Origin of the sequence: Methanolacinia petrolearia DSM 11571, assembly GCF_000147875.1 — an archaeon.
GTDB lineage: Archaea > Halobacteriota > Methanomicrobia > Methanomicrobiales > Methanomicrobiaceae > Methanolacinia > Methanolacinia petrolearia.
Map to the genome: position 1 here is coordinate 451,239 of NC_014507.1, position 25,305 is coordinate 476,543.

32 protein-coding genes are annotated in these 25,305 nt (G+C 46.4%); 4 read left to right on the forward strand and 28 right to left on the reverse strand.

Annotated elements, in window-relative coordinates; all coding sequences use genetic code 11:
- Nucleotides 1-3: 3 nt before the first annotated feature.
- The 3 genes from MPET_RS02230 to MPET_RS02240 are packed head-to-tail and all read right to left on the reverse strand — an operon-like array spanning nt 4 to nt 1,426.
- The gene (locus tag MPET_RS02230; RefSeq protein WP_013328392.1) at nt 4-624 is read right to left on the reverse strand and encodes a class I SAM-dependent methyltransferase; all 621 of its coding nucleotides are present in this window, start codon (nt 622-624) and stop codon (nt 4-6) included.
- A complete protein-coding gene (locus MPET_RS02235) occupies nt 621-1,202 on the reverse strand; it encodes an aspartate/glutamate racemase family protein (protein ID WP_013328393.1) in 582 nt (193 codons plus the stop codon). Before MPET_RS02235 ends, MPET_RS02230 begins: the two co-directional genes overlap by 4 nt.
- Nucleotides 1,199-1,426: a hypothetical protein gene (locus MPET_RS02240; protein ID WP_048130522.1), complete on the reverse strand. Its 228-nt coding sequence runs from the start codon at nt 1,424-1,426 to the stop codon at nt 1,199-1,201. Before MPET_RS02240 ends, MPET_RS02235 begins: the two co-directional genes overlap by 4 nt.
- A 27-nt stretch (nt 1,427-1,453) precedes the next feature.
- On the opposite strand from MPET_RS02240, the gene MPET_RS14355 reads away from it, so the two are divergent.
- Nucleotides 1,454-3,151 (forward strand): PAS domain-containing sensor histidine kinase, encoded by a 1,698-nt coding sequence (locus MPET_RS14355; protein WP_013328394.1) that lies wholly within the window; start codon nt 1,454-1,456, stop codon nt 3,149-3,151.
- Between the two features lie 48 nt (nt 3,152-3,199).
- Here the strand turns inward: MPET_RS14355 and MPET_RS02250 are convergent, their stop codons facing one another.
- Together MPET_RS02250 and MPET_RS02255 are read right to left on the reverse strand one after the other, a co-directional pair.
- Nucleotides 3,200-3,460, reverse strand: coding sequence for a hypothetical protein (locus MPET_RS02250; RefSeq protein ID WP_013328395.1), 261 nt, complete (start codon nt 3,458-3,460; stop codon nt 3,200-3,202).
- 50 nt (nt 3,461-3,510) lie between these two features.
- Nucleotides 3,511-3,690, reverse strand: a complete 180-nt coding sequence (locus tag MPET_RS02255) for a hypothetical protein (protein WP_013328396.1) — start codon at nt 3,688-3,690, stop codon at nt 3,511-3,513.
- 96 nt (nt 3,691-3,786) lie between these two features.
- Here MPET_RS02255 and MPET_RS02260 point away from each other — a divergent pair, with 96 nt between their 5' ends.
- Both MPET_RS02260 and MPET_RS02265 read left to right on the forward strand, forming a co-directional pair.
- The gene (locus tag MPET_RS02260; RefSeq protein WP_013328397.1) at nt 3,787-4,080 is read left to right on the forward strand and encodes a nucleotidyltransferase family protein; all 294 of its coding nucleotides are present in this window, start codon (nt 3,787-3,789) and stop codon (nt 4,078-4,080) included.
- Nucleotides 4,070-4,402 (forward strand): HepT-like ribonuclease domain-containing protein, encoded by a 333-nt coding sequence (locus tag MPET_RS02265; protein WP_048130524.1) that lies wholly within the window; start codon nt 4,070-4,072, stop codon nt 4,400-4,402. Before MPET_RS02260 ends, MPET_RS02265 begins: the two co-directional genes overlap by 11 nt.
- A gap of 14 nt (nt 4,403-4,416) precedes the next feature.
- On the opposite strand, the gene MPET_RS02270 is transcribed toward MPET_RS02265, so the two are convergent.
- From MPET_RS02270 to MPET_RS15255, 14 genes are all read right to left on the reverse strand, one after another.
- A complete protein-coding gene (locus MPET_RS02270; RefSeq protein WP_013328399.1) occupies nt 4,417-4,977 on the reverse strand; it encodes a Yip1 family protein in 561 nt (186 codons plus the stop codon).
- A gap of 97 nt (nt 4,978-5,074) precedes the next feature.
- Nucleotides 5,075-5,653, reverse strand: coding sequence for a YIP1 family protein (locus MPET_RS02275; protein ID WP_013328400.1), 579 nt, complete (start codon nt 5,651-5,653; stop codon nt 5,075-5,077).
- A gap of 230 nt (nt 5,654-5,883) precedes the next feature.
- Complete coding sequence (locus tag MPET_RS02280) at nt 5,884-6,441, reverse strand: Yip1 family protein (RefSeq protein ID WP_013328401.1); 558 nt, start codon at nt 6,439-6,441, stop codon at nt 5,884-5,886.
- 162 nt (nt 6,442-6,603) lie between these two features.
- Nucleotides 6,604-8,355 (reverse strand): ABC transporter ATP-binding protein, encoded by a 1,752-nt coding sequence (locus tag MPET_RS02285; RefSeq protein WP_013328402.1) that lies wholly within the window; start codon nt 8,353-8,355, stop codon nt 6,604-6,606.
- Nucleotides 8,348-10,090 (reverse strand): ABC transporter ATP-binding protein, encoded by a 1,743-nt coding sequence (locus MPET_RS02290; RefSeq protein WP_013328403.1) that lies wholly within the window; start codon nt 10,088-10,090, stop codon nt 8,348-8,350. Before MPET_RS02290 ends, MPET_RS02285 begins: the two co-directional genes overlap by 8 nt.
- Before the next feature lie 657 nt (nt 10,091-10,747).
- Complete coding sequence (locus MPET_RS02295) at nt 10,748-11,620, reverse strand: hypothetical protein (protein WP_013328404.1); 873 nt, start codon at nt 11,618-11,620, stop codon at nt 10,748-10,750.
- A gap of 20 nt (nt 11,621-11,640) precedes the next feature.
- Nucleotides 11,641-11,922, reverse strand: a complete 282-nt coding sequence (locus MPET_RS02300) for a hypothetical protein (protein ID WP_013328405.1) — start codon at nt 11,920-11,922, stop codon at nt 11,641-11,643.
- A 412-nt stretch (nt 11,923-12,334) separates the two neighbouring features.
- Entirely contained in the window at nt 12,335-12,859 is a 525-nt protein-coding gene (locus MPET_RS02305; protein ID WP_013328406.1) for a hypothetical protein, read from the reverse strand.
- Nucleotides 12,860-12,870: 11 nt separating this feature from the next.
- Nucleotides 12,871-13,035 (reverse strand): hypothetical protein, encoded by a 165-nt coding sequence (locus tag MPET_RS15250; protein ID WP_187287576.1) that lies wholly within the window; start codon nt 13,033-13,035, stop codon nt 12,871-12,873.
- A 142-nt stretch (nt 13,036-13,177) separates the two neighbouring features.
- Nucleotides 13,178-13,813: a hypothetical protein gene (locus tag MPET_RS02310; RefSeq protein WP_013328407.1), complete on the reverse strand. Its 636-nt coding sequence runs from the start codon at nt 13,811-13,813 to the stop codon at nt 13,178-13,180.
- A 75-nt stretch (nt 13,814-13,888) separates the two neighbouring features.
- Nucleotides 13,889-14,842 (reverse strand): hypothetical protein, encoded by a 954-nt coding sequence (locus tag MPET_RS02315; RefSeq protein ID WP_013328408.1) that lies wholly within the window; start codon nt 14,840-14,842, stop codon nt 13,889-13,891.
- 109 nt (nt 14,843-14,951) lie between these two features.
- A complete protein-coding gene (locus MPET_RS15085; RefSeq protein WP_013328409.1) occupies nt 14,952-15,389 on the reverse strand; it encodes a hypothetical protein in 438 nt (145 codons plus the stop codon).
- A 7-nt stretch (nt 15,390-15,396) separates the two neighbouring features.
- The gene (locus MPET_RS02320; RefSeq protein ID WP_013328410.1) at nt 15,397-16,236 is read right to left on the reverse strand and encodes a hypothetical protein; all 840 of its coding nucleotides are present in this window, start codon (nt 16,234-16,236) and stop codon (nt 15,397-15,399) included.
- 572 nt (nt 16,237-16,808) lie between these two features.
- On the reverse strand, nt 16,809-17,003 hold the full coding sequence (locus MPET_RS15255; protein WP_013328411.1) for a hypothetical protein: 195 nt from the start codon (nt 17,001-17,003) through the stop codon (nt 16,809-16,811).
- A 15-nt stretch (nt 17,004-17,018) separates the two neighbouring features.
- Here MPET_RS15255 and MPET_RS02330 point away from each other — a divergent pair, with 15 nt between their 5' ends.
- Nucleotides 17,019-17,753 (forward strand): winged helix-turn-helix transcriptional regulator, encoded by a 735-nt coding sequence (locus MPET_RS02330; protein ID WP_013328412.1) that lies wholly within the window; start codon nt 17,019-17,021, stop codon nt 17,751-17,753.
- A gap of 267 nt (nt 17,754-18,020) precedes the next feature.
- Here the strand turns inward: MPET_RS02330 and MPET_RS02335 are convergent, their stop codons facing one another.
- The 9 genes from MPET_RS02335 to MPET_RS02380 form a co-directional block, all read right to left on the reverse strand.
- Entirely contained in the window at nt 18,021-18,647 is a 627-nt protein-coding gene (locus MPET_RS02335) for a hypothetical protein (RefSeq protein ID WP_048130537.1), read from the reverse strand.
- Nucleotides 18,648-18,760: 113 nt separating this feature from the next.
- The gene (locus MPET_RS02340; protein ID WP_013328414.1) at nt 18,761-18,970 is read right to left on the reverse strand and encodes a type II toxin-antitoxin system HicB family antitoxin; all 210 of its coding nucleotides are present in this window, start codon (nt 18,968-18,970) and stop codon (nt 18,761-18,763) included.
- The gene (locus tag MPET_RS02345) at nt 18,970-19,164 is read right to left on the reverse strand and encodes a type II toxin-antitoxin system HicA family toxin (protein WP_013328415.1); all 195 of its coding nucleotides are present in this window, start codon (nt 19,162-19,164) and stop codon (nt 18,970-18,972) included. The genes MPET_RS02340 and MPET_RS02345 overlap by 1 nt, the downstream gene beginning before the upstream one ends.
- 770 nt (nt 19,165-19,934) lie before the next feature.
- Nucleotides 19,935-20,321: a 4Fe-4S dicluster domain-containing protein gene (locus MPET_RS02355; RefSeq protein ID WP_013328416.1), complete on the reverse strand. Its 387-nt coding sequence runs from the start codon at nt 20,319-20,321 to the stop codon at nt 19,935-19,937.
- Nucleotides 20,322-20,327: 6 nt separating this feature from the next.
- The gene (locus tag MPET_RS02360; protein WP_013328417.1) at nt 20,328-21,410 is read right to left on the reverse strand and encodes a hydrogenase large subunit; all 1,083 of its coding nucleotides are present in this window, start codon (nt 21,408-21,410) and stop codon (nt 20,328-20,330) included.
- The gene (locus tag MPET_RS02365; RefSeq protein ID WP_013328418.1) at nt 21,407-21,835 is read right to left on the reverse strand and encodes an NADH-quinone oxidoreductase subunit C; all 429 of its coding nucleotides are present in this window, start codon (nt 21,833-21,835) and stop codon (nt 21,407-21,409) included. Before MPET_RS02365 ends, MPET_RS02360 begins: the two co-directional genes overlap by 4 nt.
- A gap of 1 nt (nt 21,836) precedes the next feature.
- Nucleotides 21,837-22,277: an NADH-quinone oxidoreductase subunit B family protein gene (locus MPET_RS02370; RefSeq protein ID WP_013328419.1), complete on the reverse strand. Its 441-nt coding sequence runs from the start codon at nt 22,275-22,277 to the stop codon at nt 21,837-21,839.
- A gap of 6 nt (nt 22,278-22,283) precedes the next feature.
- A complete protein-coding gene (locus tag MPET_RS02375; protein WP_013328420.1) occupies nt 22,284-23,165 on the reverse strand; it encodes an NADH-quinone oxidoreductase subunit H in 882 nt (293 codons plus the stop codon).
- On the reverse strand, nt 23,162-25,045 hold the full coding sequence (locus MPET_RS02380; protein WP_225353842.1) for an NADH-quinone oxidoreductase subunit 5 family protein: 1,884 nt from the start codon (nt 25,043-25,045) through the stop codon (nt 23,162-23,164). Before MPET_RS02380 ends, MPET_RS02375 begins: the two co-directional genes overlap by 4 nt.
- Nucleotides 25,046-25,305: the final 260 nt, after the last annotated feature.

Below are 25,305 nucleotides of genomic sequence, written 5' to 3' on the forward strand. Positions count from 1 at the left end.
CCTTCAGGGCTTCCTGAACCGGACCGTATAATTCCAGAATCCTCCTTCCACTCCGTCTACAACGAACCCTGCATTTTCCCCCATGGCGATTGTCGTCCTCTTCAGCGGATAGTCCGGGTCCACCAGAAACTCAGAGACCCCGAGAACACCGCCTTTTTTCAAAACCCGTCGGCATTCCATAAGGGCGGTATGGGGATCGGGGATCTCCTGCAGTACCGTCACCATGTAGACCGCATCGAACGTATTTTCACAAAAAGGAAGGTTGTACGCATCCGCCTGCACAAGTTCGGGCAGTTCAGTTTCCTTTTCTGAACACTGGTCGAGCATCTCCTTCTGGATGTCGAACCCGATGACCTTCCCTTCCGGCCCTGCCATCTTCACAGCAAAGGGCGTGAAGCAGCAGCTCCCGCATCCAACTTCGAGAACGGTCATCCCCCGTTCAATCCCGCTTCTTGACAAAAGAAGATCCGGGGGCTGAATCCACCGGCGGAAGTCCGAGTCCAGGAATCCCCCGATGAATGAAGGTGCGGGGAAATGCCAGACCTTGCGGCCGATGCGGATTACGATCTGCCATATGAGGATAATAACGATAATCCAGAAAAAAATTTCAGTAACCGACATCATTCATCACCCAGTGCATATTTAACAGCCGCTTCGGCATGTATCGTCATCATGTCGAAGAGAGGGATCTCGACATCCTTTTGCTTTACGAGCAGCGGGATCTCGGTGCACACGAGGATTATTACCTTAATTCCGAATTTCTCTTCAAGCCTTTTTCTATAGAAGTCTTCTTCCATCGTGTACTCAGTTCCGGGAAGCCCGACAATCTTAAGGGCCCGCTCCCTGATCTTTTCGCCGGTCGCACCGGCGATGTGCAGTACCGGGATTTTTACTTTCTTCTCTATATCATCCGCACTCGAATGCAGAGTATTCGAACATCTGATGATGAAGTAGGCCCCTCCCCGCTTGAGTCTCTCGGCTGAATCGATCATCGTGTTCCTGAGAGGTTTCCAATCGAAGGAGCTCTGCACCTTTCGGAACCTCCGGGGGATATCAGTAAACTCTGCGAATTCTATCGAGTACATCAGGATCTTTGCCGAGTGCAGGCCGCCAGGTCTCTCTTCGACCATCTCGTTCATCAGTTTATAGTATTCGGCCGATGACACCCGGCTCATCCCGCCGATAACCCCGATCATCTTCATATATCGCTTCCCACTCCTGCCGTAAGGAAGAATCGGGTTTTGTATTCATATATTTTTTCGGGATGTTCCAGTGCCGTGAAATAAAACCCTGATGATATAAATCGGATATATGGATTGCTCATATTCAAAGCAACCTTTTTTTTGCTGATGATGTTGTATAGACTTACAATCGGAGAACCGTAAGGGGGAGACTCCTCAAATCTGGTTGTGGTTCTTTCAGGCAATAAAATAGAATTTCCGCGGTGAAATGAATGGATATTGATATTCGCACGCTCTCTCTCGTGGTTGTGATCGCTAATGTCTTTCAGGCGTTTGCAATCGCCTTTCTCTACGTGATTAATAAAAAATACCGTGGAATCAGCTGGTGGGTTCTTGGAAGCGCCTCTACGGCATTAGGGTTTATACTTCTGCTTCTGCGGGATGCCAGCGATATTGTGCTGGTTACAATAATTCTGGCAAATGCCCTGATTGTAGCCGGTTCGGTTTTTACATATACCGGGATCATGCGTTTTCTCGACAAACATGAGAACTTCAGGATCGTTCTCCCTGTCTTTGTGGTTTTTATCGGACTTTATTTTTATTTTACCTATGTAAGTGACGATATCACAGTGCGAACGGCAATCTTGTCGTTATTTCTGGCCTTCTACATGTTTCTGACATCATCGGCGCTTTTGGGAAAGGTGCCGTATGCCATAACCTGCTCTGCCCGTTTTGTCGCGGGAGTTGAGACAACTCTCGCATGTTTTCTTGTATTCCGTGGCTGGTATGTCCTCTTCGTGACTCCTATCGAAACCCTCTTCACTTCAGCGATTATCCAATATGTGTCATTCCTGTTTTTCTTTGGCGGAGGTTTCCTTTTAACAGTCGGGCTTATCATTATGGTCAACCAGCGGCTGAATGCGGATGTGGTCGAGGCAAAGGAGGAGTTCGAACTTTTCTTCCGCACCAGCCCCGACGGGATTGTAATCTCGCGTCTCGACGGCGGGGTAATAATAGACATCAATGAAGGTTTTACTAATCTTACAGGGTTTGACCGTGATGATACGATCGGGTCCTCGACCCTTGAGATCAATATGTGGAAAGATCCCGGCGACCTGAAGGAAATTTTTGGCGAAGTCCGGAAGAAAGGATTCTGCGAGAATTATGAAACCATCTTAAGGCGAAAAGATTGCAGCGAGATTACAAGTATTGTCTCTGCCAAGTCCATAACCCTGCAGGGTGTTCCCTGTATCATCAGCGTGACAAGGGATATTACGGATCGTAAGCGGGCGGAGGAGGCACTCCGGCAGGCCAACCGGAAGTTAAACCTGCTCTCCAGCATCACCCGGCACGATATCCTGAATTCGATCACCGTCATTGCCGGTTATCTCGGCCTTGCCCGGGAAGAACCCGCAGGGCCGAAGCTGAAAGGTTACCTGGATCACCTCGATGCGAGTGCAAAGACGATACAGCACCAGATCGAGTTCACTCGTGAATACCAGGAGATCGGAGTGAATGCAGCCACCTGGCAGAATGTCGAAGAAAATGTCAGGAATGCCGCATCTGAATTTAAGATTGGAGATGTGATCCTTACCATAGAATGCAGTGATGTTGAGATATTCGCAGATCCGCTCCTCCGGAAGGTATTCTACAACTTCTTTGATAATTCATTCAGGTATGCACCTCCGTTTACGACGATCACGGTCTCATGTAAGGAGAAGGGGGACGGACTGTCTGTTATATTCGCCGATGATGGCGTAGGAATCACGAAAGAAGTCAGGAAGCACCTGTTCGAGAGAGGTTTTGGGAATCATACCGGTCTCGGTCTTTTCCTTTCGAGGGAGATCCTTGCAATCACAGGAATTACGATCACTGAAAACGGTGGAGCCGGGAAGGGTGCCAGTTTCGAGATGACTGTTCCGAAAGGAGCATATCGTGTTTCCGATGACGAAGCGAATCAGATGCAATGATTAATCTCAGGTCTTATTATGTGTAGAATCTTCCGCAGCCTGCGAATATCATTTTTTGACAACAATATTCCATTTCGTGTAGGGAAACGGGTTGAAGTCATGAAAGTTTTCCCTGGCTTGCATGTATGTTGAGACATGCTCCACGAGCCCGAAAATCTCCCACCGGCCGAACAGCTCTTTGATCCCGGCGTAATCGAAGTAATGGTGGGGCACGCCTGCTTCGGGGCCTCCTTCGGATACGAACGTGTCCTCTTCTATTTTTATTCCCCTGCCGTACCCTCCTCCTTTTGTAGAAATCAGGGAGGACATGAACATCCCGCCGTCGCAAAGGCTGTCGTAGATGTTGTCTACGGATTTTTCTATATTTTCAATGGTGTTGTGATGCAGGGCGTTCCATGAAAAAGTGCCGTGAAATCCCAGATCGAAAGAGTTTCGTCCGGAAATGCACCTTCAAGCATTTTTATAAATTTGTAGACTTCGGGCTGGGGAAGAGTCTCTATATATTTGTCGTCTAAAAAAAGTTCGTTCCATGTTGCCATTATATAGAGTCGATTCCGACTGCTTAAAGCTGCTTTGAACGACGACCTCGTCCTTCGGCACATTATTTAATATTTTATGACATAAATCTCAGTAATATGAACTCGTCTCCGCTTGAGTTGCTGAAAGAACATGAGGATGAAATCACCCGGAGCTTCGGCGTCAGGAGGATCGGCATATTCGGATCGTTTGCAAGGGGAGAGGAGAGTCCGGAGAGCGACGTCGATATCTTCGTCGAATTCCAGGCCGGCAAAAAAACGTTTGATAATTACATGGGCCTGAAAAATTTTCTCGAATCTTTGTTTGAAAGAAAGATCGATCTCGCGACTTACGAGGGACTGAACCCTCATATCCGGGAGAGTGTAGTGAACGGGGTGATCTATGCCTCGTGATATGGATCTGTATTTCAGTGATATCGTAGATGCGGCGAACAATATTCTGGATTATACTAAAGGGATCGATTATGATGATTTCATATCGAACCAGATGTGCATCGATGCGGTTATCAAGAATTTTCTTGTGATTGGCGAGGCTGTAAAGAAGATCCCCGAAGAGATAAAATCGCAACATTCGTCCATAGACTGGAAGAATATCGCCGGACTTCGTGATGTTTTAGTCCATGCCTATTTCAGAATTGATGATGAGATACTTTGGGACATCGTTCAGAACAAGCTTGAAGACCTCAGGGACGAAGTCCTGAAGATGTCTGAATAACCCGAATCGGGAGTTTATGTTACGGTTGCCTTACCGATAAGCGGGATTACCAGGGCTCCGATAAGAAAAATGAAGAGACCGACTGTTATTATAATCGCGGCCACAAAAGCTCCTGCCGCTTCTCCCGTACTCATCTTATGAAGTTCGCGGATTCCAAGAACATTGAGAACAGCCGACCAGATTATGAAAATGAAACCGATAACCGGAATCCAGTCAAAAAGGAGCATCGGGGTGCTGGCATAGACAAAGGCTTTTATCGTCTGCATGCCCCCTCCCTTTCCACAGAGAATGTAAACCCAGAAATGAAGCAGCATAACAAAAATGACTGTCTGGACAAGGGAGCTGATAACGGCGAAGGCGAATATAAAGAAAATATTTTCCGAACCCGGTATCAGTGCGATCGTTTCTGCGTCTATCCCCGCATATTTGACAATTGTAAATAAAACCGAGTTGATTATAAAAAGAACAGCAAAATAAGTTAATACCTCTTTTGGCTCGTCATTTTCCGACTGATGAAAAGATTCGACAGGGTCCAAAAGGACTTCCGTTATTCTAACGATTATTTTGTCGATCATAATTTTTGAATATTCTCTCAAATTTAACTTAAATTATTTTATTTTGTTCTGATTTGAAAAAAAGTCTAATAGTCAGTCTTTAAATTTGGCAAAAAAATTAAGGAGTATATGCCGCGGCAGGAATCGTATTCAGGTGCGAGATCAGGTACAGCGAAACGAAGAGAAGAAGGAGAAGCGGTATTACGATTGCGATTACAAGAGCAACCGCCGCTCTCGCGGTACTGATCTCGTGCAGCTCGCGGACTCCCAAAACGCCGAGAAGAAACGACCAGATCAAAAATATAATGCCGATATACGGAATCCACCCGAGGAGAAACTCCGGTGTGACGCCGTAGACGAAAGCCTTTGCAGTCTGGATGAGCCCCTTCCGTCCGCCGAGAATATACACCCAGAGATGAAGCCACAAGACAAAAAGGGCCGACATGACAAGGGAGCTTAAAACCGCGAAGACGAATATAAAGAAAACGCCCCCGGGTCCTGTCGGGGACAGTCCCCCCATGTACGAGCCTGCTTGCAGGTATATGACAATTGTATGCAATAACGAATTGACCAGGAGAATAACGGCGAAATAGGTGATTATCATTCCCTGCGGATCATCCCGCGACTCCTGAAACGTCTCTACAGGATTCAAAAAAATTCCTTTTATTTTTGCAACGATGTCCTCTACATCTGTCATAATTTGTGAATATTCTCGTAAGTCCAATTTAAATCATTTTATTCATTCCAGCCTGTAACAGTCGGTCACATATTCGCGAATTTATTTGAAATTGCCGACAAAGGCCAATAATTCTTCAAAAAAACGGTCATGAAACAAAGTCTTCATACACGGTTTCATGAAATCACAACGTGATTTGTATGTAATATCATCCGGTTACCCGCCAACCCCGAAAAAAAAGATTCGGGAATTTATGCAATATTTACTAAGGCCATATACGAGGCGAATAGAACTATCGCAAGGATGACGAGAAGGACGATCGGTACCACAATCGCGATTGCAAGAGCGACTCCCGCTCTCGCAATACTAATCTCATGCAGGTCCCGGATTCCCAGGACACTGAGGATAAACGACCAGATAAGGAAGATAAAGCCGATGTACGGTAACCATCCCAAAAGAAAATACGGGGTGCCGGCATATACAAAAGTCTTTGCAGTCTGGAAGATCCCCTTTCGTCCGCCGAGAATATACACCCAGACGTGAAGCCATGCTACAAAAAGAACAGCCAGGATAAGGGAACTGAAAACGGCGAATCCGAATATAAAGAATATGTTCCCCGAACCCGGTATTGTGTCGGAGGGGGGATTCAGTCCCACTATTGACATAATCGTATAGAATAACGAATTGATTATGACAAGAACGGCATAGTAGGTTAATACCGCTTTTGGCTCCTCATCCTTCGACTGAAGGAATGTTTCGACGGGATCCAAAAGAATTCCTTTTATCTTTGCGATAATGCTGTCGATCATAATGCCTGAATATTTCATTAAATTTAATTTATATCATTCCATTCGGTTAATTTGAAAAATACCGGTCCATGTCGGGAGACTGCGGACCTTTCCGGGGAAAAAAAGGGTCTTATCTTTGAAAGGAGCCAGGTCGATCAACAGCGGCGCCGGTTTCATTCAGGGTCATCCGGCTGCTTTCCCGCCGGTCATCTCCATCTGTCTTCTGACCATACCGGCAAAGATTCCGTTCATACTCTTCAACTCCTCCGGTCTGCCGCTCTCCTTCACCATGCCGTTTTCGAGCACTACAATCTTATCCGCAGTGGCAACGGTACGCATCCGGTGGGCAATAACAAGCACCGTTTTATTCCTGACAAGCTCCGAAATGCCCGCCTGTATCCTTGTCTCGTTCTCCACGTCCAAAGAGGCGGTCGCCTCGTCGAGCAGCACGATGGGAGCGTCCTTGAGCAGTGCCCGGGCAATGGAAATACGCTGTCTTTCTCCGCCCGATAGTTTTTCGCCGTTCTCGCCTATGACGGTCTGATATCCGTCGGGTAATTTGTTCACGAACTCGTCGCACTGCGCCAGTCCGGCCACCCGCAGGACCTCTTCGTCACTGGCCCCATGCCTTCCGATACGTATGTTCTCCATTACCGAAGTGTTGAAAAGAACAACATCCTGGAACACCACCGAATAATATTTCAGCAGCGTTTCGGGATCTATCTCTTTGATATCCTGGTTGCCGAGCAGTATCCTGCCCGAATTAACATCCCAGAACCGGGCGGCCAGTTTAGCCGAGGTGCTCTTCCCGCCGCCCGACGGTCCCACCAGGGCGGTTATTTCACCCTGCTTTGCGATGAATGACACGTCCCGCAGGACCTGCTTTCCCGTCTCGTAAGAGAAATCGACATGGTCGAAACCGATATCGAAGTTCTCCGGGGAAAATTCAGTCCTGCCCGTATAGACCGGCAATGCCTCCATCTCTCTCATGCGGTTTATCCGGACGTCAAGGTAGAACAACACAGCCAGGTTATTGAACACTTCGTTGATGGGCTCGAATATGAGTGTTGCGAGGATCAGGAACACGAGGTACGTGAAGAGATCCACACTGCCTGCCACCAGCAGACCGGCACCGACAAGGATAACACTTACAAGGCCCAGTTTCAATAAGCCTTTGGAGCTGTTGACCAGGAGACCTATCACCAGTTCCCCGCTGATGAGGCTTCTCTCGTAATTATCAAGCTTCCTGTCCAGGTCACGGAGGTATTTTTCCTCGTTGCTGTATGCCTTTATCTCCTGTATCGTGTCCAGGCCTTCCTGGATATGTTCGCTGACGTTCCTGCTTTGATCGTAAACATTCTTCTGGTTTTTGCGCTGCATCTTTTTGGAGAGAAGGATTACCACCAGGGCAAGCGGAGCCGGCCAGAGCAGGGCAAGTGCCAGCATCCAGTTGTAGACAAAAACCATGATGCCCATGATTGTCAGGAAGATGACGGATGCGAAGAGCTGGGGCACTGCATGGGAGAATGTGTGCTCCAGTTCGGTATTGTCCTGCATGATCGTGGAACTGAGATCCGAGAGGTTCTTTTCCGCGAAGAAGGACAATGGCAACTTGCGAAGCTTCTCTGCCAGTGCCAGACGGCGATTGGCGCTTTCTTCGTAGATAGTCGTATATGTGCTGCGGTACTGGAGCCGGGCAATTACCCATGTCACAATAATAAACAGAACTGCTATCGCGATGTAGTACCGGATATCGTTGCCGGGAACTCCTGCCTCTCCCGTCAGCGGTCGGAGATATTCGTCAAGGAAGAGGAAAACATACACTGCTGGGAGCATCAGCGCAAAGTCGAGAAGGAGGGTGAAGAAAGTGCCCTTCACGAAGTCCCCGGCCCCTTTCCTCGAGAGGGCCAGCCTGTCCATCAGAAATTTAAGCATGGAGAGCCTCCTTTCCTATGGTCCATTGAACCGATCTCTGGTATTCGTTCCACATTTTGGCGTAAAGGCCGTCTTTGTCAAGCAACTCCTGGTGACTTCCCTGTTCGGCAATCTTTCCGTTTTCGATCACCAGGATGGTGTCTACGTCGACTACGCTCGTAAGCCTGTGGGCGATCATGAGCACGGTTTTGCCCTCCGTAAGTTTCCCAAGTGCCTCCAGTATGAGGTGCTCGTTCTCCGGGTCGGTGAATGCGGTAGCCTCGTCCATCACCACTATGGGAGCGTCTTTTAGTATGGCACGGGCCAATGCGATTCTCTGCTGCTCCCCGCCGGAAAGGTATGTGCCCTCCGCTCCGATCTTTGTATCCAGCCCCTTGGGCAGTCTGTCTATTATCTCCCTGCATTGCGCCTTCTCCAGTGCAGATTCAACTTCTTCGGGGGTTGCGCCGGGATTGCCGTAGCAGATATTGTCATAAAGGCTGGCCCTGAACAGACTGGTGTTCTGGAAGACGAACGAGACGTTTTGCATGAGTTCCTCCGGGTCGATCTCCCTCACATTACTTCCCCCGATGAAGACTTTTCCTTCGTCCGTGTCCCAGAAACGGGGGACGAGACGTGCGATTGTGGTCTTGCCGCTGCCCGACGGACCGACCAGTGCGAATGTCTTTCCTTTCGGGACGGTGAAACTGATATCATCGACAGCCTTCCGGCTGGTGCCGGGATAAGTGAAGGATACGTCTTCAAAACGGATCTCGTTTCCATGGATTGGTTTCGGGTCGGATGATACGGGCAGGGGCTTTACATCGGTGAGTTCGTCTATCCGGTTGATGGCCTCTTCGGCCTGGCCCATCGCCTGCCTGATATACATGCTCTTCATGATGCTGTTGGCAAAGACGGGCGTGATGAGGATGTAAAAGAGCAGGTCCACGACGATACCGGCATAGTTCGCCGAATTGCCGATCATAAGGATGGCCACGGGTACCAGTATATATGCGAAGCTGTGGATGCCCACCGTATAAGCGGTCATAGGCGTCTCCCATGATATCGTATAGTTGAAGACCATCTCCTTGTACCTGATTATGCTCTTCTGAAAACTCTTGAAGGAGTAGACAGTCTGCTGAAACACTTTGACTACGGGTATTCCACGCACGTATTCGACCGCTTCGGTGTTCATTTCCTCGAGCGAGTCCATGTAGGTTTTAAGGAAATACTTCCCTTTGGTCCCCATTGCAAAGCTCATTATTCCAAAGGATATGACCAGGGGTACAAGACAGGCCAGGCCCAGCCGCCAGTCGAAGATAAAGATCAGGACGAGCGACACCACGGGCACGACTATACTTGCTGCCAGGTCCGGCATCTGGTGGGCAAGAAACGAGTGGGTTGTTGAAGCATTATCATCAATTATCTTTCGAATGCGTCCGCAGGTGTTGTTGTCGAAGAACCCAAGGGGAAAAGAGACGATCTTTTTCATCGCCTGCCTGCGCATCTCGACTTCGACACGGAATGCGGCAAGATGGGAGATGGTCAGTGCCAGGAAATATATGCCGATGCCCGCTATTGCAGTGCCGGCAGCCCACCATGCATAGGTACCTATGAGGGCCTGCGATGTAACCGTGGCCGGACTGAGAAATTCCCTGATGATCAGCCATATGAATATCAGGGGCAGTATGCCCAGCAGGGAACTCAGCGCCGATATCAGTAGTGAGGCAGGAAGCATGTACTTTCTGCCGACCATGTATCTTTGAAATCTTGACAATGTGTTTATAATATCACCCTCTCACCCGATCCGTTCACGTTTTACCCCCATCTTCGGGTTTTTCCGGATTTTCGGACCCGGCTAGACTAACCTTCATGCGTTAACCTGCAAGGGTAGCATTAAGATGAACCTAACTTTCTTTGATTATCGGATTTCTTTCGAAATTACTGTTACAAAAGTCGCAGTCACGGTTTTTCTGGCGGGAAAAAAAACGAGGGGACGAAAACGAAAGAGATTGAAGAAACCGATCGCAGGATTGATGAACCTGACAGGTCGTTCCTGAATACGAACCATCTTCCGTACGGTTCTCCCGGGATGGATAATAGTTAGGAAAACCAGATCTCCATATAGTTCCGGACAAGACAGGCTGCCACAGAAAAAGACACTTCCCGTATGATTAGAAAGATCACGCGACAGTTCTGCGATCGAATCTACGAAATATGGATGAGCAACCCCACTGTAGGCAGTGCTCCCGCCAGGAATAGATCTGGATCTGTGATTAAAGAAGGGAGTGGAATGTTTATGATGTTCAAAGGTCTACCTTCAAACAACCGGCCAATTAAGGAATAAATATTATTTTGTCTTCTGAAAGTGGCCCTTTAAAAAAATACAATCCTTTCCATGCTCTGATTCCTTTTATAGAAAGAATTCTGTAAAATATACAACTATTGTAGAAATGACAAACCCCAGCACAAACGCACTGCTCTCAATCCATTTCCCGGATATCTTCGATCTCAGGCAGTATATAATAGTGGCCGATACTAAAGACGTTGCAATAACCGGAATTATCCGTAAAGGAAAAATGGTCCGGACACAGGGGAGAGTTGTAAGAAAAGGCCAGGGAAGTAAAACAAGAAATGCTGCAAATATCACAGCTTCCAAAATTCTCAGATCAGAAATCTTATAACTTTCCTTCTGTAGTTCATTTAACAAAATAAGTATCAATGCTGAAAGAGATGCAGCTGCAACAGAAACACCAAACCAAATGATCCCTGGAATTAAGAGCAGCAGAAGCACCAAAAGACGCTTATCAAATTTAAAATTTTCATAGTATCTTTGAATAAATATCAGCAGAGCTATTGCTGAGACTGAAAGAATTAAAGTGCCGGAAAAATTTCCAAAAATCCAAAGATATGGATAATAATAATCACACATGTATTGTGTGGTGAGGAAATACATAGGATAAGTCAGAGTTACCAAAAAAATCACAGGAAACAGATATTTTTTATCCAGGTATTCCCTGAATGCAACAGCAGGTGATACCATTACAAGAGCCGTTCCCATAACAAGGAGTGCGGAGCCTGCAAATCCTCCGGCAGCAAATGCGGATAATGCGATAAGGAAAAATCCCAGGGTTATGCCTGTAATCAGCTGAAATTTTTCATTTTTAATCCTTGTCAAAATCAGGTATACTAAAACTGAAAACGCTGCAAAGATAATGCTGGTAAGAATAAGAGAATTCACGAGATAATCCAGAATTCCCCCAAAAACTCCTGTTATAATATCCATAATACCTCCAAAAAATGGATTTAGGGCTGTGTATAAACAGCTATTGCATTATTTCCAAACGCAATATTACTTGCTGTAGTTATATTTTGAGTTAAGTCTACACCATTCCAGACAGAATATTCACTAATGTCTGTAGACATTTGGGTTAAATGTGCTTCTGCAACTTTTTCACCGTATTCATAAGTTACCAAATTTTCACTTCCACTATTATCATATGCACTGGCGGCCGGTACAAAAACAGCCCCGGCAAGTGCCAAAACTATCAGCAGGCTCAAAGCCTGCATACCTTTCTTAACTTTCATTTTTTGTCTCCATTTTTTCATGCCCCCGGAGACAGGACTATCAAAGGTTTCAATTAGTTTTTGAGCCTGGCTACATTATGCCCCGGGCACGCAGGGGTTAAGCCGTTCTTGTTCGGTCCGGGCAAAACCCCCTGCAACATCTTTTAGGTGCTACATGGATGACTTTTTGTTTTGGGAAATAAATTGATTATGTCCAAATCGTCGAACTGTTCATTTCCAGTCGGAAATCTTTGATCCCAAATCAGAATTCTGTAAAATTATCATTCACTCTTACTTCAGCATTAACTGACGAAACTAACTTGGGGAATTCCATTATGATATTGTCTTAATTTACTGGCCAAGAGACTAATTCTAACGTTTCAAAAATTTATTTTGAGAATTTAATTAAGCATAATGGTGATCTGTGTTTTATTTATGGAAACCATATATCACTACTATTGAATGCAAAAACAGCAGTACCATTCCCATCGATAAGGCGGGTATAGTTTTCCAGTCGTTCCTTTCCATAAAGATCTCCTGGTATAACAACCTCAAATCTCTCAACAATTTCCTGCGTTTCATTGACATAGAAATAGACGTTAATGCCCCGGTAAACAACCCAAAGCGTTGGTCCGCAACTCAGGTTCCATCCTTTTGGTCTGGATGGCATAAAATCAATTACTCCTTTGATACCGCTCCCATGACTGAGCATTTCTGCCACATTTTTATCGCACAGGGCAGTCCGTGCTACAAAAGATGCATTTGTACGAATCGATTCAGAGCCAAGGTAGGGGACAGTCGAAACATTAACCCCGGAGATCCATTCTTCGGAAAGATTACATTTGGTTGTGTTGTTTATGACAGGCTGGTCTGGCCCTTTAATTTCCTGATCAATACAACATGCGGCATGTCCTATTAAAAGCAACATCAGAAGTAAAATAAAAAAAGAGATTTTCATTATTTTCACTTTCAATTGGCTGTTTTTAATTCTACATCAGTTCCGGATATGATGTTTACATCCAGCCCGCTCAGTAGTTGTTGCGCCATTGATCCATAATATTCACTAAATGACATTGTTACTGTACTGCCTCCATTTTTAAATACCATGTTATAGAACTCAGTATCCCCAGGCATGCAGGGGTTAAGCCGTTCTTGTTCGGTCCGGGCAAAACCCCCTGCAACATCTTTTAGATGCTACATGGATTACTTTTTGTTTTGGGAAATAAATTGATTATGTCCAAATCATCAAACTGTTTGAAAATAAAATATCTGAGATTTAGTCATACAATCCCTCTGTATTTATGACTGAATAGGAAGGGTACAGGTAAAGGATAGCTGTATCGTTGTAAATCATAACTACTGTTGAATTTGAACTATTATTTTGTATATCAAAAACATACCACCATCCAGTCAGTTTGTCTTTTGCCTTATGATAACCCTCGGGAAGAGGACCGGAAATTGGTTCTGAGATCCATGTAATTGCATCGCAGTAACCCTTAGTGGCAGTCCTACTCTGTTCATTGACAACTATGTAAAATGAGAGAGCATCTTTCCTAAATTCCAGTTCCACAGATTTCCCGTCATTGCTATCCTCATTGTCATATTCCGAAACAGAAGCAATGATCCATCCGTTTTCAAGAAGTATCCCTGAACGCAGATCATTCAGTGCAACCCCGAGAATAGTGCTTAGATTAGTGGAAATTGTTTCGGGATCATCCACCTTTAGCGCGGACAAATCAAGAGAAATCTGCGAACCGCCGTTATTGTAATAAAAAGTAACCGAACCTCTTTCGTTTGCCTGAAAATTATCGGGATTATCAGGAACCGGTCCTGCGAAGTAGAGACAGATTGCCATTACTATAAGTAAAACTCCCAGTCCACCCAAAATACCAATTAATTGAGTTTTCTTCAAAGATTGACCACTCCTTTGACATTATAAATTTCATTTTCTGTGTTTTTTAAGATTAAAATTTTAATTAAGAGGAAATTAAACCGCACTTACATTGAGGCCGATCCTGATACTGGGCTCGGACCAGGTCCATTGATTGAATTGCGTCGGCACCCCCGGCGATGTTTCAAAGCGTTGATAAGGCAGAGGGATATAAACCGACATCAGTTCATGAACACCTTCTTCGGAAGGTACAACAATACTTGCCGGCACTGAAATTTTTTCACCGGCGGAAAGAGAACCAAACCAGCACTTTTCTTTCATATCAGTTCTCAGAGGAACCTGTATATAATCAAGAAGAGTTATGACTGCAAAAGATACGGGATATTCTTTATCAGCTGCGAGGTTGATCCAGTAGTGCAGGACTTCTCCTGACCTAACATCTTCAGTAAACCATCCTTTAGAAGAACAGGGCTCCTTTGTAAGAATTATACCATCATTTATCGGATAATCAGAACCGCAATTTGATGCCGATAGTAACGAAAAGTCCGTATATTGAACTTCGGGGAGTTTATCATCAAAAACAAACAGGTTCATTCTCTTACTACCTAGATAAGAAAAATCAGTCGACAACCTGAAAGATTTGTTTAACGAGTGCTGATCGGTTTTCAACAGTATAAATATTTCAAAATCGTGGACCCCTTTTTCCAGTGGATCGATGGAAAACTTAACAAAACGTTCTTCAAACGGATTCAAACTGACTTTATGGAGAACTCCTTTTTCACTTCCATCGCATGAAAAAGACGTCTGATTATAATCGACAAGGCAAAATATCAGAAAAGAATTGTTTTCAGCAAGCTGGTTGCTTATGAAAAGATAACCGTTAAAAGGTTCATTTTCCGAAAGTTCCTTTGAATAATGCAAAGAATGATCAGGCGTATGGACAGGGGCATCGTAAAGACCGATTCCAAAACTTTCTCCCACTGCCCCCGGTTGATATGCAACAGATTCAGGATTTAATGCTCCGGAATTATTATCGACTATCCCGGTCATGGCAATTTGAGGAGAAGATTCAAAGACTACATGATAGAACGGGACACTTAAACATAGAAAGACTAAACAAAAGACAAATAAAAAAAAGGTTTTTCTCACCCATTCACCTTCATGAAATGCCCGATATAAAAATTAAAAACCATATTACAGACAATATACCCGCTGCAATCAGGTGCAGTTTTTCCCTCCCTGAAGCCAGAAAACCAATAATCCCAAGACAGATCAACAATGCCAGATGGTATCCTGCAAATAAAAGTAAATAGCCTGAACTCAAAGGATTCTGAAAATTAACTAATAAAGAAATAAAAAGAATCAAAAATGTATAAGATACGATTCCTGCAAGAGGAGAACGAAATCTATCACCTGTTTTATATCCATAGAAGAAAGCACCAACTGGATATAAGATAATTAAAATAATTCCAATTATCCCGGAATAAAATGAATTTTTCGAACTTAGAAAATAATATGCAAAAGAAAAAACAGCAAAAAAAGAAAGATATGATAAAAAAAGGGTGTTTTTTTTGTCAAAAAACTTCTGGCATCTCATCAGTTATTCACCCATAAAATATTCTTGTACACATTCCATTATTATAAGGACTTGCTACATAATTGTTGAGAGAATAATCATCCTCATAGACATGCCACATAACATCACCTGGCTGATCATAAAATCCTGCAACCTCCTCTTCTGCATTTTCAAATCCATCAGCTTCATGAGGGGCCCATGTGTCATGATGAGCTGCTCCTACAACATCCCCATCATTCATTTGCCATAATCTAATGTGCCAACCCCCGAAAACCCTTAAAGGATCGTCTGCGAGTCCATCATCTGCTTTCCACCCACTATCATAGATATAGTATGTGTCTTCAGCGATGACATCCCACCATCCTTCATTGAGAATTTCTGCTTTCACTGTATTGAGGTCGTTACTTTCCCAAGCGATGTTAATAGGTTCATCCAACTGATGATAAGTATCTCCTAATTTTTCATAAATCCATTGAGGATAATCATAGCTTTTCGATGAAACAGGCGGATCATTTTTCAATGTGAAAACTTCATATGAAGATTCCGTGGAAGTATAATGCTTACCTTCAACAAGATTGAACTTTTTTACATAATCTGGATCAACCTTATAAGAATTCGTCTTCTCTAGTTGCTCCACATTAAACCTTTTTTTCAATTCTGAGCCGGAATAGACGTCTTTAACATATAGTGTCTCATCACTGACATAATATTCAGTTGTATGTTCTACAAGAATTGCATGTTCTTTTTCCCATTCACTTACTATTCTGGGACTGGTTTTTTCTGCACTTACAGCCTGTACCAAGATTACACTTACTATCAGCGCTGTAAAAAGCAGGCTCAAAGGCCGCATTGTTTTTTCCATTTTCATGTTTTTCGTCTCCATTTCTTTTTCATGCCCCCGGAGACAGGATCGTCAAAGGTTTCAAGTAGTTTTTGAGCCCAACTACATTATGCCCCCGGGCACGCAGGGATTTGGCCGTTCTTGATCGGTCCGGGCAAAACCCCCTGCAACATCTTTTGGATGCTACATGGATGACTTTTCGTTTTACGCCATATATTGATTATGTCCAAATCATGCAACTAACCCCTTTCAGTTTGACGATTTGGACATAAAACCTAAATAACGTCTTTTTCCAACAGATTAATCATAGAAATCAGGAGAGTGATTTTACGTTTAAACAGATTGCAATTGCTGCATTAATCATACTTTGCTGTGTATCTTTTGCATCCGGCGCGGCTATTGAAGAGAAATCAGATCAGGATCTCATAGGCGAATTCGGGGACTACATTATATCGCCTGCAAGAGATTCCTGCGTAAACCCCGGTCCGAAATACGTCTTCGACACGATTAAACAGGGCGAGACTAACTGGCACACAAAATATGTCGGTTCCCAGATAACCGTACTCAACGTCGACCTCAACTGGGCCGATCCCACGGACTCACTGAGGCTGAAGATCTACACTCCCGACAACCAGTGTCTCGGGGTATTTTTTGACGATGACGACGGAAGACCTGATGACGGGAGGATCAACATTGATATCTGCAATTCCGGCGGCATTGCACAAGGGACCTGGTACTATGAAGTCTACGGATACAGTATTGAAGGGATCGAAGATTATTATATATAATCTCATATAGAATTGTCATCTATGCAGAATGTATCAAAACTCATTCTATTCTTTTACATTCTTTTAATTTTCATGGTCACCGGAGTGCAGGCTGCGGAAGGGGATTATATTATAAAACCACACGAAGACAATCAGGGCCTCATCGATAAGGGACTTATTGACTCAGGCGGTGCCGATTCTACAATTACATTCTGGGAGCTTCCATTGTTGATTAAGATCTCATTTATCGCCGGAATTCTGGCGGCAATTATCGGAACAATAAAAATTATCCCAATAATTCAGGGCAGGCTTGAAGATCTTTTTGACAACCAGAACAGGAATGACATATTTGACTTTATATCTGAAAATCCGGGTTGCTCAATTGCAGACATCTCAAATAATCTCGGTATAAACAGGGGTTCGACGAAATATCATATTGGGAAACTGATCTCCGATAGTAAAGTTACATTAGTGAAATCCGGGAAATTTATACGGATTTTCGAGAATTCCGGAATTTTTGATGAACAGCAAAAAGTACTTGCATCACACCTGAGAAATGAGACCGGGAGAAAACTTCTGTTAAGTATTATGGAAAATCCTGGTATTACGAATATGGATCTCGCAGAGAAGCATGATATGAATAAGAGTACAATACACTGGCCCCTTAAAAAATTTCAAAAATCCGGCATTGTTCAATCTTCCCCTGAAGGAAAATATAAGAAATATTCCCTGAATCCCACTTTTGAAAATGATCTGAAAGATTACTTCTCCAAATAATTCTTATGACGGGATCTTGGCTGTTTCATGTGAGGAAAAATCTGGCTTCAGTATTTTTCACAAACCCTCCGCCGCTGATGCCAGGGTTGCTGGTCGAAGGCGCTGGAGGGGCCGGTCCGTAGCGGTTCAGGGGTTTGAATTCTTTCCCTTATATTTCTCAGATAATTATTCAAGAAAAAATCTGAATTTTAGTTTATTACACATGCCATCTCGATATCCGACCAGTTCAGTTGAACGATCGATGATGTAAAGCTTCTCTCTCTCATTTTAATCGCTAATAGTATTATCAAGCGGCATTAAAAACCAATGAATTAGAGTTGGAAGATACTTTATCATATATTCAGTATCATCTTTTGAGAAATGTCCTCCTACAAACAATTGGCCATCTTTTGTGAAATAATTATAATCCATTGAAAACCGCTCATGATCCCGGGTGATATGAGTGAGTTCGCTATCTGATTTGTAAATTGTTCTGATATTATTAGCTTCAGTTGTATAGCCTAAATTTTCTAATTCTATGCGAACTTTAATGGGAGATGGAAAATTATCCGCATGATAAGATTCCGCTTTTTTCGGATTTGCGCATATTAATTTAAAAGCAGCCAGTGATTCAATTGCAGTACGTGAACAAATAACCGAATCTACATACAAACTGTATAATGTTAAAATCAGTGATGAGAGAATATGATTGAAAAATCTTGTAGCTAACAACATTTTCACATTACGTTCTGTAGATATCGGCATTTTTTCAAGTTCCTCAAAAAAATTAGAGAAAACTTCTACAGCTTCCTCCCAGTCTGTATTTGAATTTTCAAGAAGACGCAAAGAATCTTTAAAATTCGTATCCAAGTGGATTTTAAATTTTTTAAAATCATATCTCTGCATATTCTTCATATTCAAGAATCTGATAAATAAAATAATTGGTAAAAGGAACTCGTTTTTAATTCATATTCAATGAGTTAAAAGTATAGTTTGAATGAAGTCTATAGAGAGATTCCTGCCTATTCTCAAACCAAAACCCACGACGCCGAAGACTTCCCCTCGGGGATCGGGAGCCCGTCGTCTTTCAGCCCCTCAATGTGAAACGCAATCGCCTCGTGCATATTCTTCTCCGCCTCCTCGCGGGTTTTGCCGGTCGCAACACATCCCGGAAGGTCCGGGGAATATGCGGAATAATTGCCGTCCGCCTTTTCGATAATAATCAGAAACCTGAACATTATTTTCTCTCCTTTATTCCTGCCTGTTTTAATATGCTGTTTAGTGTACCGGGTGCGAGGGTATCGTTCATGTTGCCCGGAATCGTTATTCTTCCGGGGATATTGGGATTTTTGTACTGCCTATGACTTCCCCTTACAGATACAAGGTACCATCCCTCTACTTCTATAATCTTTATGACTTCCCTAACCTTCATATCTTCGCCCCCGGTCACTGAACTTTGATCATCTTTTCATTAATTCCGAGATATGATTATCATTTCGATTATTTGCAGGACAATACACGCTATTTCAAAGGATATTATGGTTATCGCAATCGCCCCTTCAACCCTCACTCGATCGAGATATGTCGCCGACCGAAGGTCCTCGCCATTTCGAAACCCTGGACGACCTCCGGTCACCATTTTTGAAAATTGGTTTTTGAAGGATGGACGAGCCTCCCTCCGGGTCCAAAAAAATCCCCGCCTGTGCAGAGGAGATCTTAATTTATTTTTCCCGCCGTCCTTCCGCCAGTCCCGCCAGGAAGGGATGATCTCTTCTCACAGCTAAAAGAACTATAAATCGTATAACACAGAATTTTTTTGGAGGCAACTTATTTCACGTTATGAGTCTGCCGCGTCTCTCGCTCAGGGGATACCGGTCTATCCCCTGAGCGGCTATCACCATGAAGAGGCCCCGAGGCCGGGGCCGATCCGCCGGGCCTGCGAAGCGGCCGGGCGGCGGGGGGTTGCCAACGATGTACTTGATGGAGACCTACTCCGGACCGCTTGATCTCTCCATCCTGGTATATGATACCAATGTCAAATTCTTTCCAAATACTACACCTTTGACTCCATGATATGATACATTTGATTTTCATTATGAGAAGGGAGGGGAGTTCCCCTCCCTTCAACCCTCCCCCCATTGCGATAAGTCGCCGTCGGGACGGGCAAGCATCCCTCCGGCTCCAAAAAAGAGAATTAAAAAATCACTCAGCTCCCGCAGGAGCCTCTTTTTCAGCCTCAACCTCAGGCCCAATCACCTTATCCTTCACCGGGCCGGAAAGAACGGGCTCCTTGTACACGTTTGAAGTCGAGAGGCAGTCCTTCGGGCAGGCCTCGACGCACGAGTTGCAAATGATGCACCTGAACCTGTCGATCTCCCACGTGCGGTCCGGCTTCGATACCTCGATCGCATCCGCCGGACAGTTCTTGCTGCACAAGCCGCAGAAGATACAATCGTCGATATTAATCTCGATATGGCCCCTCGAAGCATCGTATCTCTTCGCCGGCTCAAAGGGGTACCTGAGAGTCGCCGGCCCGCCGACGAGGTTCTTTAAAATCCTCTTCGCCATCGTGAATGTAATCTTTCCCATCTCAAATCACCTCTCCGCACACCCGATACACGGATCGATCGTCAGAACTATCACCGGGACATCCGCCATCTCGCAGCCCGCGAGCATCTTTACAAGCGGCGGGATATTCGTCAAAGTCGGCGTCCTCACACGCTCCCTCACCAGGAACCTCTTACCGTTGCCCTTCACGTAATGGATGCACTCGCCTCTCGGCTGCTCGACCCGCGAGAAGTACTCTCCGTCCGGGTTGCCCTTCACCTTCACCTCGATATCCCCGTCGGGAATCTTCTCAATCGCCTGTTTGATCAGGTCCGCCGACTGGAGAACCTCCTTCGCACGGACGACACACCGCGAGTAGCAGTCCCCTTCCGTCTCGACAATGGGTTTGAAATCAAGCTCGGGATATTTAAGATATCCCGTCTCGCGGGCATCGATCGCAACACCGCACCCTCTCGCAGTCGGCCCGACCGCCCCGAGGTGGTACGCATCGTCCTTCGAGAGATACCCGATTCCGCTCGTCCTGTGGATCACCGTCGAATCGTCGAAGAAGACATGGTTCAGCTCCTCGACCTCGGCATAGGTCCTGTCGAGGCCCGCCGACATCTCCTTCAGCTTCGAATCGGAGATATCCCTCCGGACACCTCCCACCTTGCACGAACCCTGAATCACCCTTCCGCCCGTCGTCTCCTCCATCACATCAAGGACCTGCTCGCGGATTCTCCAGGCGTTCATGAACAGGTTCTCGAATCCCATCGCGTCCGCAAACAGCCCCATCCAGAGGAGGTGGCTGTGCATCCTCGAGTACTCAGACCAGATCGTCCTCAGGTACTGTGCCCTCTCCGGGACCTCCACACCCATGATATTCTCGATCCCCTGGCAGAACCCGACGCTGTGGATGAAACTGCATATCCCGCAGATCCTCTCCGCGATATACACGTAGTTCTTGTAATCCTTCTTCTCCACCAGCTTCTCAAGCCCGCGGTGGACATACCCGATCGACGGGACCGCCTCGACCACCCTCTCGTCCTCGATCACGAGGTCCAGGTGGATCGGCTCCGGGAGAACCGGGTGCTGCGGCCCGAACGGTACGACGGTACGCCTCCCTGTCATTCTTCACCCCCGGCATCGGCCTTTGCTTCTTCTTTGGTCTCTTCCACCGCTTTCTTCGCCGGGACTTTCTTTACCGTCACCTCGCCCCTGAACGGGTGCGGGATGCTCGTCTTAAAGAGATAGCCGTTGAAATCGATATTCATCCCTTCCACCGGAATCCCGTAGAGGTCGTGCATCTCGTTTTCGTAGATGAACGCCCCCCAGTAGATATCCGATATGCTCGGCATCGTCACATCTTCGCCGATCGTGACTCTCAGGTTCTCGAAACGATTCTCCTTGTCGAACGAGTAGTTGATCTCGAAGGCGTCCTCGATTCTCGTGCACCCGATCTGGACCAGGCGGTAGCCGTCGTCCGACTTCGCTTTGACCTCGTCCAAAAGTTCGCCGACCGAAATCTCCCTTATCAGTTGTTCTTCGATAGTCATCTCAGTGCCCCGCCTCTTTCTTCATATCTTCTCTCTTCTGTTCCAGTATGCCAAGCGCCTTCACGACACCGTCGATAATCGCCTCCGGTTTCGCCGCACAGCCGGGAACATACACGTCCACCGGGATCAGCTTGTCCACTCCTCCGGCTACATTGTAGCACTCGCGGAAGACACCGCCCGATAAGGCACAGGCCCCGATCGCAACGACAACGTTCGGCTTCGGCATCTGTTTGTAGATATTTTTTATCACCGGTTTGTTCTGCTCGTTAACGCTGCCCGTCACGAGGAAGACATCGGCATGCTTCGGGTTTCCCGTATTGATGATCCCGAACCGTTCCACGTCATAGAGAGGTGTAAGGCAGGCAAGGACCTCGATGTCGCAGCCGTTGCAGCTCGACGCGTCGTAGTGTATAATCCAGGGGGATTTTGTTATGTATGCCATTTCTTCTCACCTCAAAATCAGGTACAGGGCCATCAGGTTCAGGACCCCTGCAACGGCGGTCACAATCCAGCAGCTATCGAGCATAAAGCCCCATTTCACCCTCGAAGTCGCGTTGTCCACGAAGATCTCCAGGAGATATACAAGGGCAATCACGATAATTCCGATTATAGGGGCAGCGAACCCGAAGAACAGGAACAAAAACCCGAGGAGGAAGACGACCTCGTAGAGGTGCGCAAGCTCGATCATCCCGAGCGTCGATCCCGCGAACTCCGTATTGAGACCCCGCACAAGCTCCTGGTGGGCGTGGTGCGACGTGGAGATATCGAACGGCGACTTCCTCAGCTTGACAGTCAGTATATAGACGAACCCGATGAAGATTCCCGGCAGGACCAGTATCAGCGGGCTTCCGTACGATGCGATCTCGAACGTGTTGAACGAGTTCGTCACCTCGTAGAACCCGACGGCCGCGATTATTATCATCGGCTCAATCGCCATGAGCTGAATCAGTTCGCGTTCCGCACCGACATGTGCGTAAGGCGACCCGGACGAAAACGCTCCGAGTATCAGGGAGACCTCCGCGAGAGTCAGGGCGAATATCACCAGCAGGATATCTGAGCCGCCGAAGAAGAGCGCTCCCGTGATTATGATGAAGACGAGATACCCGAATATCCAGAAGTTCTGGGACTCGTGTATAACCATCTTCTCCTTCTCGAAGAGCTTGAGTATATCGTACATCGGCTGGAACAAGGGCGGCCCTACCCGTCCCTGCATCCTCGCAGTAATAATCCGGTCGAGTCCGAGGACGATCGTCCCGATGAACGGGGCGAGGACTATGAAGAGCAGAATCCCGATGACAGGTTCTCCTGTCAACAGCTCTATAGCACTCACATCATCACCCCCAGCGGGACGAGCCATGATAACAGGGCGAACATCACCACGATTATGAGGATCGACGACCAGACGCCCGCCCTGCTGAGCTCCTTTTCACCGAACATATTCGGGAAGTAGTAGTTGGAAAGCTCCTCTTCCTTCATGACACCCATGCTGCCGAGGAATTTGAGGTGCTCTCCATCGACCTCCGAGACCCTTGCGCTCATATACTGTCTCCTGAGTGTCCGTCCCTTTGCGAAGTGGAACAGGCTCAGCGGGAGCAGGATGACGACGACGACCATGAAGAGCATGATGATCTCGTTGCTCAGGCTGAGGAGTGGCGATGCCGTATGGTACACTTCATGGATGTACGGCTCGATCATCGTCGACGATATCAGCGGGAATATCAGGCATGCCAGGACGGTAAGTCCCCCGAGTGTGAATATCGCACTCATCTCAGGGCGGGACGCCTCCTTTTCGACAGGCTTCCGTTCGGTCCTGACCTCCAAAATGCGGCCCATCCATTTCGTCCAGAAGAATACCGTGATTCCGCTGCCATATGCGATTATCGCGATGAGCAGCATCCCGAACGGCGGTATCGCGTTGACGAACGCATGGATCGACGCCCACTTCGAGATAAGCATCCCGAACGGTGCGAGGAACATTCCGGCCATTCCGATGAGCATCATGAGGGCGATCTTCGGCATCGTGGCGATAAGTCCGCCCATGTCCTCGATATCCCTCGAATGCTTCTGGTGCTCTACGGATCCTACGGAGAGGAAGAGGAGCGACTTTGCGACCGCGTGGAATATTATCAGCAGTATTGCAGCCCAGACCGCTTCTTCGGTTCCGATTCCCGCACAGGCGACGACCAGGCCGAGGTTTGCAATCGTCGAATACGCGAGAACTTTCTTCGCGTTGCTCTGGCTGATGGCGATCGCCGATGCGGTGAGGAAGGTCAGTGCCCCGATGAACGCGAACGCGATCCCGATGAGGTTAGATTCGAAGACCGGTGCGAACCTGACAATCACGTAGACTCCGGCCTTGACCATCGTACTCGAATGGAGCAGAGCCGAGACAGGTGTCGGTGCGACCATCGCCCCGACCAGCCAGGAGGAGAACGGGAACTGTGCGGACTTGGTGAGACCGGCGAACCCGATGAAAGCCGCTGCGACGAGTGCTATCTCCGGCGAACTCTTAAGGAGCTCGTTTAGATATATGTCGCTTCCCGAAGAGAATGCGTTTATGAAGAGTATTGCGCCGCTGAACGCCACACCCCCTATGACGTTTAGGAGCAGGGCCCAGAAGGCGTTCTTCCACGAGACTTCGTCCCTCGCGTACCCGATGAGGAGGAAGGAACAGAGTGTCGTTATCTCCCAGAACATGAAGAGCCACATGATGTTGTTGGAGAATACGATCCCGAACATTGCCGAGAGGAAGAGGAACATCAGGAAGAAGAAGAGCGGTCTCCTGTCCACTACGTCCGTGTGGTGCTCGTGATACGTCTTCATGTAGCCGGTCGCATAGACGCAGATCAGGCTCCCGATTATGCCGATGATCAAGGCCATTATCAGGGAGAACGGGTCGATGAAAAGGTCGAATCCTGCGTAATGCGCCGGTTCGAAGACGATCTCGGTATAAGCGGCCATCGCGAGCTGCAATGCTGCGAGGACGGTTACCAGGTATTTTTTGAACTTCAGGCTTATTCCGATGATGAACAGGCCGATTGCAACTTCGGCCACCAGTATCAGCGGGTCGACAAATGTGCCGTCTACAGCGAACAAGACCTCGCCCTTTCCGAAATATTCAAAGAGGAGATATAATGATCCCAGACAGGTCACAATTGCCGCGAAATTGACGAATAGATCCCTCCCTCTGCTGTTGGGGAGAAATAGCATGATTACTCCGGCAATCAGCGGGAAAAGTATCAGAAATATTAGTGATTCCACGTGTGCGCCTCTAATCTATATTCTGGTTTCACATTATTTATCATTATCAATATGAACCGGTTTTAAGAAACTTTCAGGTGGATCTGGTGTGAATAATGCCTTATTCTGTAATACCATTTATGTTGTCTTCGCCGGTTATGCAGGGTTTGATCGTGCCCCGGGGATAGAATTTTGCATGCTCGCGAAATTTTATTTTTCCAAAAAAATTT